The sequence below is a fragment of the Paenibacillus sp. J22P169 genome, from assembly GCF_059691995.1.
Genome location: NZ_JCAUAO010000001.1, coordinates 1,424,452 through 1,435,554, shown reverse-complemented (window position 1 = coordinate 1,435,554; position 11,103 = coordinate 1,424,452). Strand labels below are relative to the sequence as shown.

Sequence of the window (11,103 nt, the reverse complement as noted above, 5' to 3'; positions counted from 1 at the left end):
GGCTATTCTACAAGTAGACACAACAAATCTACTTGTAGAACAGCCTCTTTGTGGTTTTCAGTCAATGTTGTCAGCAAACAGCCCAGCACGGCTGAGAGGGAGTCCTGCTTGATAGATATGTCCTACATCGCCTACGCCATAGCATCGCGGTACAGCCCAGCCATGTGCGCGTTCTTCCATAACAACAGTCGTTACCGAACTTGGTGCGATCCAGAAGCCTGCCCAGACCATGGGTAAAGGTAGTTCAAGTAGATGAGATAACCAAGCTAAGCCGAAGCCGAGATGGCAGAACACCGCGATTGTGTCCCTGTTGGGTTCAACAATACGATAGCGGCCTCCTTCGCGCTGATATCCATTTTCCTCAAAGAAACGATCGGAATTGTTACGTATTTCCTGATATTTGTCATGAAAAGCTGGGGTATCGAACGGTGGCAGCTGATGCCAATTCTCACTGGAGGGATATGGGCGATGCTCACGAATCCACGAGTTATCTGAGTTCCAAGCGACTACCTCTTTGCCAGTGGGCTGCTGAATATTCCAACCATCGAGCTCAGCTGTCCAAGGAAGTAAGTTGGGCTGAATACCCATCGCATCCGCGGTATACTGCATCGTATGTATGGCTCTGCCTAAGGGGGAATGGTAGATCCGATCAATTTTTGTTCCACGAAGTCGTGCAGCTAAGGCTTGGGCTTCGAGATGTCCGGGCGGGGTGATGGTATTATTGGGGTAGTCCGGTTCCGCATGTCGAATGATATAAATTTTCATAACGGCCTCCAATTCATCTTGTGTTCACATTTAGTATAGGCGCCTGTTATTCGTATCGCAATAGTTTGCAAAAACTCACGATCGTGCAAAAAAACAAGGTTCCTTTTGATAATAAAAAAGATTAGTGTGTGAGGATGTCGAAGAAGCCTATAGCAAGAATTGGAAAGAAGGTATCCTATGATAATCTACGAAACAGATGCACTGACAGTACGAAAAATCGAACCCAGTGACAAGAATCTACTAGTTGCCTGGCTGAATGATCCCTTGGTATTAACTTATTATGAAGGCCGAGATCGCCCCCATGATAGGGATGCGGTAGATGCGCATTTCTATAAAGAAGACTCGGCGACCAGATGTCTCATCGAGTATCATAATAAGCCTATTGGTTATATTCAATTTTATGAAATTGATGAGGACGAGCGCATTCTATACGGGTACGATGATGAGCCTACGGAGATCATTTATGGAACGGATCAATTTATTGGGGAAACGGCGTTTTGGAATCAAGGAATAGGGCAACTGCTTGTGACTTTGATGCTGGCGTATTTAATAGATGTTCGTCAGGCAGATCGTGTTGTGATGGATCCACAGCAATGGAATGTCCGAGCAATCAGGTGCTATGAACGTTGCGGGTTTAAGAAAGTGAAGGAACTAATTGCACATGAGATGCACGAGGGAGAGCTGCGAGATTGTTGGTTGATTGAGTACTCGCGGATTGCGAAGATTCGGGAAGAAGAAAGAAAATATCATGAAGCATGTTATGAGAATTATAAGTTATTTGAAAAAGGATCCTGGCTATCGAAGCCTGTAAAAACGGTTATGGATACGTTAACTTATTTCGATACTTATGACGAAGTAACTGTTTTGGATCTTGGTTGCGGAGTTGGACGTAATAGCATACCATTAGCGGAAGTGTTAAAACCTAGAGGAGGTAAAGTGGTTTGTGTGGACATCATGCAATCCGCGCTTACCAAGTTGGTGGCTTATAGTGAACAATTCGGTGTAAATGGTCAAATCGAACCTCAACTCTCCGACATTGGTGAATATGTAATTGCGCCGGATAGCTTTGATTATATCGTCGCTGTATCGTCGCTTGAGCATGTTGATTCGGTAAAATCCTTCGAACGTGTTCTGGAGCGAATGGCCCATGGGACGAAAGTAAATGGGATTCATTGTTTGATTGTGAACTCGAATATACAAGAGATTGATAGAATAACTGGAGAGGAACTCACTCCTCTTGTCGAACTCAATCTTTCGACAGAACACTTACATAATTTATTGGACAAACAGTATGAAGGTTGGGACATGTTAATAACGACATTAAAGAGTTTAACCTTTGACATTGAGCGCAATGATAGACAGATCCAACTGAAGACAGATTGTCTTACGTATGTCGTAAGAAAAAAATAATAGGTGGTTTCGGCCTCGATGGGAATATGCTCGTGGTATGTATGTGCTAGGCACCCAGCGTTACACTAAACACGGAAAGGAGATTCCTCCGATGGAGTTAGAAACGGTCTATGTTACCTATAAAAAGCTATTATTTTCTATCGCATATCGTATGTTAGGCACGGTTTCCGATGCGGAAGATATGCTGCAAGACATGTTTATCACGCTGCAGAAAACAGACACTTCGCATGTAACGAATTTGAAAGCATATTTGGTTAAAATGGTGACGAACCGTTGCTTGAATTACTTGAACTCAGCAAGCAAGCAAAGGGAAACTTACATAGGCCCATGGCTTCCTGAGCCCCAAGTGACTTCATTTCGCGAAGATCCGATGGGAAGTCTTGTTCAAGATGAGACGATTTCGTATGCATTTCTAGTCTTGTTGCAACAATTGTCCGCGATAGAGCGTGCAGTATTCGTGCTTAGAGAAGTGCTCGGCTACGAATATGATGAGGTTGCTGAAATGCTCCAGAAAACGGAAGCGAACTGTCGCAAAATATACAGCCGCGCGAGGAGTAAAATCAATGAGGCAACCCACGAAAATGAGATCTCGTTAGGTGAGACAGAGCCATTGGTTAAGAAGTTCTTACACGCGGTGGATACGGGGGACTTCCAGGATTTTGTCACACTGTTAATGGAAGATGCCGTTATGATCTCAGACGGTGGAGGGAAAGTTCGTGCTGCTATTCACCCGATCTTTGGGAAGCAGCGGATTGCCGCGTTCTTCGAAGGTATCCATGCCAAAGGATCATTGGCGGGACAATGGTTGTCCACGACCTTTAATGGTCAAATGGGGTTGATGCTTATGAAGCATCAATCTATCCTGATGGTTATTTTGTTTGAGCTAGCTGGAAATCAACATCAATCAAGCCAGATGTACCTGATTCGTAATCCGGATAAATTAACTCAAATAAATTCACTGCTGTAATGTCACAAAACTACATACTCATTTGTCTTAGTAAGCGAAAACCAAATAGAGTATGTGGAGGAGATTTCAAATGGAAGTTCGAATTCAACACGGTAAGGTAAATCCTGCGGCTTATCAAACGATGATGAAGCTTGAAGGATTTGTGAAAGAAAGCGGATTAGATGAGGTCCTGTATGAGTTTATTAAAATTAGAGCATCTCAAATTAATGGCTGTGCTTTTTGCCTAGATATGCATACGCGTGACCTTCGTAAAATGGGGGAGACAGAGCAGCGCATCTACTTGTTGAGTGCATGGCGTGAAGCGCCATTTTATACCGAGAAGGAGAGAGCGGTCTTGGAACTAACCGAAGCCGTAACCACAATTTCTGCTTCTGGTGTACCACAAGAATTGTTCGATCGCGTACGTAAGCATTTCGACGAGCGTGAGTTTGTCACGTTAATTATGGCGATCAATACGATTAATTCTTGGAACCGTATCGCGATTTCAACGGGCATGTTTCCTGGATGTATGTAATAGCATAGCATTCTTTTTACAATAGAAATCCGTTTGATTAAGCCGTGGATGAGGAATTTTCCTATCCATGGCTTTTTTCTTCTTGAAATGGCTAGGAAGATGCTTTAGAATTAAAGTGTGCCCGAGCACGAAAAATAATGAAATGACAAAAGGCGATTCGAAGAAAGAAGATTGTCTTTATTTTTTATCCACTTCCGTGCCCGAGCACGGAAGTGTAGCCCTCATAATTTTATTAAGAAAAAAGGAGGAGTTACCATGGCAATTGTTATTCAGAAGAGAGATTATAGTATCACTGGACAAGAAAGCAAAAGAGCTCAAGAACGCGGATTAGCTGGTGCAGAGTGGTATGCTAGTCCCATTCCGCGCGCGAAAATGAAAGAGCTCATGAAAAGAAAGGATGGGCCAGCGATCCGGGACACACTTATTTGGTTTGGTGCGTTACTCGGTTTTGGTTACTTGGCCTACCATTCTTGGGGGACGTGGTGGGCAGTACCGGCGTTTTTCATTTATGGCGTATACTATGCTTCACCTGGCGATTCAAGGTGGCACGAGTGTGGTCACGGGACGGCATTTAAAACCCCTTGGATGAACGATGTTGTTTATCAGATCGCTTCGTTCTTCGTATTACGTTCGGCAACACCTTGGCGTTGGAGCCATGCACGGCATCATACCGATACGATTATTGTTGGCCGGGATCCAGAGATTTTAACGGAGCGCCCCCCCATTTGGAAAATCATCTTGATGCAAATTTTTCATTTGTATGGTGGACCGATCGAAATCAAACGATTTGCCCTGCATACAATTGGCAAATTGGAAACGGCTGAGATGGACTATATTCCAGCTTCGGAGTATTCAAAAGTATTTCGCGAAGCACGCATCTACATGCTTATCATCCTTGCCGTTGCGGGTGCATGCCTGTACATGGGGAGCCTGCTCCCAGCGATGTTTGTTTTCTTGCCCTCTTTTTATGGCAATCTGATGGTACTTCTATTCGGGATGACGCAGCATCTTGGATTATATGAGGATGTACTGGATCATCGATTGAACACACGTACGGTTCGGATGAATCCGATTTTTCGCTTTTTGTATTGGAACATGAATTATCACACAGAGCATCACATGTTTCCGATGGTGCCCTACCATGCGTTGCCAAAGCTGCATCAAGAGATGAAGGATGATTGCCCTGCACCTCGCTCGAGCTTATGGGCTGCTTTGAAAGAGGTTGTCATTGCGCTTCGTTTACAAAAGCAAGATCCTTCTTATGTAGTCGTAAAGCCGCTGCCCGTTAACGCCAGACCTTATTATTTTGGCAATGGCATGGAAGAAAAATACGCAGAAGTAAGGAGACAACCATCATGATGAGCGAATGGATTGAGGTATGTGCGATTGATGAACTAGATGTGGAGGATGTAATACGCTTTGACCACGGTGATGCTACATTCGCCATGTATCGAAATGCACAGGGTCAATTTTACGCTTCGGACGGCTATTGCACGCATGAGAAAATTCATCTTTCCAAAGGTTTAGTGATGGGGAATCTCATTGAATGTCCGAAGCATAATGGACGCTTCGATATCACGACGGGGGAAGCCAAGCGAGTTCCCGTCTGTATTAAGCTGAAAACGTACGCAACCAAAGTAGAAGCAGGTAAGGTGTTCATCCAGATCAACTAAGTGAGTTGAGTTCGCCATTTTGAAAAACAACGCCGCGGACTTGATCACAGTCAAATTTTCACTCATACTAATAACGTGCCCGCACACAAATCATTTCGAATGGAGATCAGTATGAGCGTTACGATTAGGGAAATTGCACAGCAAGCTGGTGTTTCCAGAGGTACTGTAGACCGCGTGCTGAACGGTAGGTCTGGCGTTAAGCCAGCCATTAGGGAACGTGTACTTGCCATCGCAGATGAGCTGAAGTATGTACCCAATGTGGCAGCGAAAGCGCTTGCTTTTAATAGAAAACCGATCCAAATTGGTATTGTGATGCCCCCCAAGGAAATCACATTCTTTGATGACATTCGCAAAGGCATTCATGCTGCTGAAGATGAATTAAAAGGGCTAGGTGTATGCTTAGAATACGCCTATATTAATAATGAACAGCCAGATGACGGTGCGACGGCCATTCAAACACTGATTGCCAATGGCGCAAGTGGCATTTTATTCTCGGATATCGATGTTGAAGCGAACCGTGCAAGCATTGATAGGGCGGTTGAGCAAGGCATTCCAGTTGTAACTTTTAATTCAGATATTGAAAACTCGAAACGGAGCTGTTTTGTTGGTCAGGATCTTGGGAAAAGTGGTGAGATAGCTGCTGGTCTCATGTCACGTATGTTCAAGGGCAAAGCTAAGGTGCTAGTTGTCGTAGCCAACATGAAATTCCATGCGCATCGTCTAAGGGTTCATCACTTTAAGGACAAATTAGTCCAAAATCAAATCGAAGTTGTTGGTGTGATTGAAGGCTACGATCGCTACGAAGATACATTTCTCAAGTTGAATGATGCGCTGAAGATGTATCCGGATTTGGATGGCATCTACATGGCGACTGGTCATGCTGGAGCTTGTATCGATGCGATTAAGCTAGCAGGTAAAGAAGGTCAACTTCGCATCGTGTGTAATGATTTATTGCCTGAAGTCGAGCAGGGACTGCGAGAAGGGATCATCGATTTTACGATTATGCAAAATCCAATTCAGCAAGGCTATCGTTCTCTACGAATTTTGTACGATTTGATTTTTACGGGAAAGAAGCCGGACAGTGAATATCAGTATACGGAAACTAGTATATTGATAGCGGAGAGCCTCTAATTTGGCATGAAGGGATGCTGCACAATGAGTCGTTATGCTGTGAACCAAGTTCAGGAGTTGGGCTACACGTTGTTAGAGCTTATAGATTCTGAAAGAGATGAGAGAGCTACATTAACACCTGATTTTGGCGCTAATCTTCTTTCGTATACGTGCAAAGATATCCCGATCATTGTGCCGCCGAGCAGCTTACAGGCATTCATCGATCATTCAAGCAATCATACGATGTACGGTACACCAATCTTATTTCCTCCAAACCGGATTAAGAATGGCACATTTATTTTCCAAGGCACGGCCTATAGTCTCCCGCTGAATGAGCCGCCACATCATCATTTGCACGGCGAAATCTCGCATAAAGCGTGGAACATCGTAGAGGTGGGTGCAGCAGATCAGCAAGGTGCTTATGTAACTTGTCAGTTTGACTTTGCTGAGCAACCGGAAATCATGGAATATTTCCCACATCCCTTACGATTTCGAGTTACACATCGGTTATTTGAAGGACGTTTGACCATGCAGATCACTGTTGAAAATAGTGGGAATGACACCGCACCGTTTGCACTCGGGCTGCATCCGTATTTTGCCTCAACGTTCGCTGGGGAGGAAGCGGTCTTAACCGTACCTGCGATTGCGGAATGGCCGGTTACGAATTTGGCTTTCGTTAAGGGACCGCCTGCGGAGACGGATTTCTGTAAAAGCTTATCAGACGGCATTGCTCTTGCTGACTATCCTGAGCTCGGTTGCTCCCTAGTAACGCTGGCGGATGATCGAACGTGCCACTTCATTATGAAGGAAGCAGGATATCGGATCGCGTACCAAATGGATCCAAAGTTTCCGTTCACGATTCTTTTTAAACCGAATTGGACAGATGCTTTCTCCATCGAACCTTACACGTATGTGACAGATGCGTTTAATCTCCCGTATCCACCTGAGCAGACGGGGGCTAGTGGCATTGCTCCACAGGAAGTAAAGGAATATGTAACGGCAGTATGGTTGGAGTTATTGTAGTTTGAATAAGGAACGTTAAGAAAAAAGGAGCACATTCATTTTGGTGAATGGCTCCTTTTTCTGTGCCCTGCTAGTACTTATAGAGGCGGCTTCTTGCCCTCATTTTCGATCAAATGGTCATGTTCGCCATCTTCCATAATATTACGAGTTGAGTTGCGAAATTCACGCAGGGTGTCCCCAAAGGCGCGTCCAAGCTGTGGCAGCTTGGAAGGTCCGAAGACGATTAAAGCGATAGCCAGAATCAAGATTAATCCTGAAACTCCAATATTGTTGAACATAGCGTTCATCCTCTTTTCATGTCATTCTTCGATTAGATTTAATTTCACAACGCGTTGCATAGCTCGCCATTGCCAGCCGGAAACCAAGACACTGATTTCAAATAAGAGTATTAACGGGATTGTAACGGACAAGTGTGAAATCATATCCGGTGGTGAGATGCAGGAGCCTGTGATGGTAAGCGCGATATAGGCGTATTTCCTGGACATTTTCAAAATTTGAGGGGTAAGCAGCCCGATCTTCGTTAAGAAAAGGAGGACTACTGGCAGCTCGAATGCGATTGCCATCGGAATGACAATTTGAAATAGGAAGGCAAAATATCGATCTATGCCATATGTCTCGACGGCGCCTATGGATTGGTTCATCCGAATCATGAAACGCATCATCATCGGGAATACGACCCAATAGCTGAACGAAACGCCAATGATAAACAACGCAAAGGCGACAGGTATGTAGGGAAGTGCGTTCCTGGATTCACTCTCGGTAAGCCCTGGCTTCACGAAAACCCATGCCTGGTAGAGAATGACCGGGACTGTGAATAAAGCCGCGAACAGAAACGCACATTTCATATAAATCATCAGCCCATCTGTAAACGAAAACACATTCCACTTGATTTCTCCGATTAATGGCTGTGATTTCAAGTACAAGAGAATGTCGGAAGAGAGGTATAAGCCGACACATAGAGTGACGATGAACCAAGCGAACACGATGAGCAATCGCTTGCGAACTTCCGTCAAATGTAAGATCCAATCTTCTTGCTCCATGCTATTCCACCTCCTTCATGAATATATGGACGACTCACATTAAACGACACTTCCGCCTTGTTTCAAGTATTTCGCAATTCCTTCAACAGCGCGGTAAGCCAAGGCGCCGACGGTTCCTGTTGGATTGTAGCCACTGTTATGTGCAAACGCTGATGCACCTACCACGAATACATTTTCGGCATCCCACATTTGCAAATACGAGTTTACCGCTGAGGTTGACGGGTCTGCTCCCATAATGACACCACCTGTGTTGTGGGTTGATTGATAGGGAACGATATTATAGGCAGCCAGTTGATCCGAGGAACCAATGGTTGTTGGGTTCATCTCTTTCATAATCTCTGCCGCTTTACCAGCAACGAATTTGATCATTTGCCGATCCTGCTCTTCAAAATCGAAGGTGATCCGAGGTAGCGGGAGGCCGTAGGCATCCTTATAGGTCGGATCCAAATCCACATAATGATGTTTCCATGGTAAACTGCTGCCCTGTGGGGAGACGGACAAGACACTGTTCGCATATTTCAGCGATTTTTGCTTAAAGTCTTTGCCCCAGGCTGGTGTACCTTTGGGAACCGAGTTCGTTGCAATTGGTCGTTGGCCGGTTTGTGAGATCCGAATGCCAGCGCCATGGATGAAATTCAGATTCGTATGGTCAAAATTATCACCATTGAAATCTGGAATCTCCATACCAAGGGAGCCTGCACCCGCATACAAATTGAACTGTTTTTCATCGAAGAAGCCTGTCGCATTCCCGCCGTTCGTTTGGTAACAGTAATTTTTACCGATGACACCTTTACCTGATGCCGGGTCATAAGGTTTACCTAATTTGGATGTGAGAAGCAGCTTGATGTTATTAAATACATAGCTGGCCATGATAACGACATCCGCGGGTTGCTCGAACTGCTCTCCCGTAACGGTGTTCACGTAAACAACGCCGCTTGCTTTTTTGCCGTCATTTAGCACTTGAATCACATTGGAGTAGGAGCGCAATTCGAAATTGCCAGATTTCTGCGCAACGGGGAGTGCTGTCACAATGACATCTGCTTTTGCGCCGTATTCACAACCAAAACGCTCACAATAGCCACAATATTGACAGGCGGCTCGGGTAATGCCATCCGGGTTCGTATACTGCTCCGAGAGGTTAGCCGAAGGCATCATATACGGGTGATACCCAAGCTTTTTAGTCGCATCCTCGAACAATTTCAGGACCGGTGTTTTCACCATCGGTTTAGTTGGGAAAGGAGCGGAACGCTTGCCCACCAACGGATTTTGCTCAGCTTCACCAGAAATACCGGCTAATTTCTCGAATTTATCGAAATAGGGCTCAAGCGTGTCATACGTGATGCCCCAATCCTGTATAGTCATGCCTTCAGGGATTTTCTGCTTACCGTAGCGTTCTACTGTTTTGCTGTAAATCTCGAAGTCGTACGGGAGAAAACGTAACGTTTGTCCATTCCAATGCACACTCGCCCCGCCAAGACCTTCCCCAAGCAGGAAGGAGCCATACTCACGCATAGGCACAGCAGCCATTTTCTCCGTATTTCGGAATGTCACCGTTTCTTTGGACAAATCCTGCATGAGATCATAGCGCGAGGCGTAACGCAGCTCATCATGCACCATGTAGTAATCAGCGGTACTGCGCGGCTTCCCACGCTCCAAGCCTACAACTTTAACACCTTGCTTCGTTAATTCAGCGGCGATAATTCCCCCGACCCATCCCATACCTACAATGACAACGGGGACTTTCGGCATTTTAGTAGCCATCCATGTATTCCTTCCTTCGTGAGAATTGTCCCTTTAATGAACGAAATGATCGTGTAAGCTGCGAGGCTCCATGGCAACGAATTGATCTTTATCGATCATGTTCGTATAACTCATCTGGTTGCCTGGATATTTACGCATTTTCCAACCAGCCATATTCTTATTTCCGCCATACAACGGATCGGAATAGACACCTTCCATGACGAGTATGCGAAATAAGTTAAAAAAGGTTTTACCCGTAATCCCGTTCACAACACTGATTTCACCTTTTTCCATGGAGGTTAGAATGGCATCCTGTTCCTCTGGCTTAATATCTACGAAGCCCTTCGTATGTTTAGTTTTTGCAGTCTCTTCTAGACTGTTCAGACCCATCGTGATGAGCTCATGCCGTTGAATACTCAGGTAATCTCCCTGGGTAGCTTCACCCTTAACAAACGGTCCCATCCGATAGGTACGGGCATTTACACCCCATGGACTGGCTAACTGATGGTCAATATAGAAGGCAACGCCGAGCTCAGCTGCTCCTGGGCCAGTGTCGTCTTTGGGAAAGATCCGTTCAGCTGCCGCTTCGGTAATTTGCAGTTGGGTTTGATTGAAGAACATCGGTGCTTGATTATAATCAGCCGTGACTTGTGGTTTAGGACTTACTGTAGGTGATGGAGAGGTCTGGGTAGCATCCTTCTTAAAGCCTCCTGACACTGCGCTTCCAATGACGCCACCAACAACGACGCCACCAATGGCAGTACCGGTGTACTTGAGAAAACGGCGACGAGAATGATCCGGCGTATGCGTGTTTTTGTCAGCCAATTTGTCATACCTCCATGGAATTTTATGTACATCTGG

At 45.2% G+C, this 11,103-nt stretch carries 12 protein-coding genes and 1 pseudogene; 8 read left to right on the top strand and 5 right to left on the bottom strand.

Going from position 1 to position 11,103, the window contains the following annotated elements; translation table 11 throughout:
- Positions 1-57: 57 nt before the first annotated feature.
- Positions 58-765: a histidine phosphatase family protein gene (locus AC58QG_RS06740; protein ID WP_497361324.1), complete on the bottom strand. Its 708-nt coding sequence runs from the start codon at positions 763-765 to the stop codon at positions 58-60.
- A gap of 177 nt (positions 766-942) precedes the next feature.
- Between AC58QG_RS06740 and AC58QG_RS06735 the strand changes: the two are divergent.
- From AC58QG_RS06735 to AC58QG_RS06700, 8 genes and pseudogenes are all read left to right on the top strand, one after another.
- Positions 943-1,404: pseudogene (locus AC58QG_RS06735) on the top strand (GNAT family N-acetyltransferase); the annotation flags it as partial.
- 27 nt (positions 1,405-1,431) lie between these two features.
- Entirely contained in the window at positions 1,432-2,175 is a 744-nt protein-coding gene (locus tag AC58QG_RS06730) for a class I SAM-dependent methyltransferase (RefSeq protein WP_497362799.1), read from the top strand.
- Positions 2,176-2,266: 91 nt separating this feature from the next.
- Positions 2,267-3,142, top strand: coding sequence for an RNA polymerase sigma-70 factor (locus tag AC58QG_RS06725; protein WP_497361323.1), 876 nt, complete (start codon positions 2,267-2,269; stop codon positions 3,140-3,142).
- A gap of 70 nt (positions 3,143-3,212) precedes the next feature.
- Entirely contained in the window at positions 3,213-3,656 is a 444-nt protein-coding gene (locus tag AC58QG_RS06720; RefSeq protein ID WP_497361322.1) for a carboxymuconolactone decarboxylase family protein, read from the top strand.
- 255 nt (positions 3,657-3,911) lie between these two features.
- Positions 3,912-5,015 carry a fatty acid desaturase family protein gene (locus AC58QG_RS06715; protein WP_497361321.1) on the top strand — a complete coding sequence of 368 codons (1,104 nt, stop codon included), beginning with the start codon at positions 3,912-3,914 and terminating at the stop codon, positions 5,013-5,015.
- Positions 5,012-5,329 carry a MocE family 2Fe-2S type ferredoxin gene (locus AC58QG_RS06710; RefSeq protein WP_497361320.1) on the top strand — a complete coding sequence of 106 codons (318 nt, stop codon included), beginning with the start codon at positions 5,012-5,014 and terminating at the stop codon, positions 5,327-5,329. The genes AC58QG_RS06715 and AC58QG_RS06710 overlap by 4 nt, the downstream gene beginning before the upstream one ends.
- 111 nt (positions 5,330-5,440) lie before the next feature.
- The gene (locus AC58QG_RS06705; RefSeq protein ID WP_497361319.1) at positions 5,441-6,460 is read left to right on the top strand and encodes a LacI family DNA-binding transcriptional regulator; all 1,020 of its coding nucleotides are present in this window, start codon (positions 5,441-5,443) and stop codon (positions 6,458-6,460) included.
- Positions 6,461-6,484: 24 nt separating this feature from the next.
- Positions 6,485-7,462, top strand: coding sequence for an aldose 1-epimerase (locus AC58QG_RS06700; protein ID WP_497361318.1), 978 nt, complete (start codon positions 6,485-6,487; stop codon positions 7,460-7,462).
- Between the two features lie 77 nt (positions 7,463-7,539).
- Here AC58QG_RS06700 and tatA read toward each other — a convergent pair whose 3' ends face one another.
- From tatA to AC58QG_RS06680, 4 genes are read right to left on the bottom strand one after another with little or no spacing between them, the layout of a single operon-like run.
- Positions 7,540-7,740, bottom strand: coding sequence for a twin-arginine translocase TatA/TatE family subunit (gene tatA, locus AC58QG_RS06695; RefSeq protein WP_028555878.1), 201 nt, complete (start codon positions 7,738-7,740; stop codon positions 7,540-7,542).
- Between the two features lie 21 nt (positions 7,741-7,761).
- Positions 7,762-8,502, bottom strand: a complete 741-nt coding sequence (gene tatC / locus AC58QG_RS06690) for a twin-arginine translocase subunit TatC (RefSeq protein WP_497361317.1) — start codon at positions 8,500-8,502, stop codon at positions 7,762-7,764.
- 39 nt (positions 8,503-8,541) lie between these two features.
- Positions 8,542-10,263 (bottom strand): GMC family oxidoreductase, encoded by a 1,722-nt coding sequence (locus tag AC58QG_RS06685; protein ID WP_497361316.1) that lies wholly within the window; start codon positions 10,261-10,263, stop codon positions 8,542-8,544.
- A 33-nt stretch (positions 10,264-10,296) separates the two neighbouring features.
- Complete coding sequence (locus tag AC58QG_RS06680; protein ID WP_497361315.1) at positions 10,297-11,067, bottom strand: gluconate 2-dehydrogenase subunit 3 family protein; 771 nt, start codon at positions 11,065-11,067, stop codon at positions 10,297-10,299.
- Positions 11,068-11,103: the final 36 nt, after the last annotated feature.

Bases quoted from the DNA above. Each gene is read 5' to 3' on its own strand.
- tatC (WP_497361317.1), bottom strand. From the start codon at position 8,502: ATGGAGCAAGAAGATTGGATCTTACATTTGACGGAAGTTCGCAAGCGA.
- AC58QG_RS06685 (WP_497361316.1), bottom strand. From the start codon at position 10,263: ATGGCTACTAAAATGCCGAAAGTCCCCGTTGTCATTGTAGGTATGGGA.
- AC58QG_RS06740 (WP_497361324.1), bottom strand. From the start codon at position 765: ATGAAAATTTATATCATTCGACATGCGGAACCGGACTACCCCAATAAT.
- AC58QG_RS06700 (WP_497361318.1), top strand. From the start codon at position 6,485: ATGAGTCGTTATGCTGTGAACCAAGTTCAGGAGTTGGGCTACACGTTG.
- AC58QG_RS06705 (WP_497361319.1), top strand. From the start codon at position 5,441: ATGAGCGTTACGATTAGGGAAATTGCACAGCAAGCTGGTGTTTCCAGA.
- tatA (WP_028555878.1), bottom strand. From the start codon at position 7,740: ATGTTCAACAATATTGGAGTTTCAGGATTAATCTTGATTCTGGCTATC.
- AC58QG_RS06710 (WP_497361320.1), top strand. From the start codon at position 5,012: ATGATGAGCGAATGGATTGAGGTATGTGCGATTGATGAACTAGATGTG.
- AC58QG_RS06725 (WP_497361323.1), top strand. From the start codon at position 2,267: ATGGAGTTAGAAACGGTCTATGTTACCTATAAAAAGCTATTATTTTCT.
- AC58QG_RS06730 (WP_497362799.1), top strand. From the start codon at position 1,432: ATGCACGAGGGAGAGCTGCGAGATTGTTGGTTGATTGAGTACTCGCGG.
- AC58QG_RS06720 (WP_497361322.1), top strand. From the start codon at position 3,213: ATGGAAGTTCGAATTCAACACGGTAAGGTAAATCCTGCGGCTTATCAA.
- AC58QG_RS06715 (WP_497361321.1), top strand. From the start codon at position 3,912: ATGGCAATTGTTATTCAGAAGAGAGATTATAGTATCACTGGACAAGAA.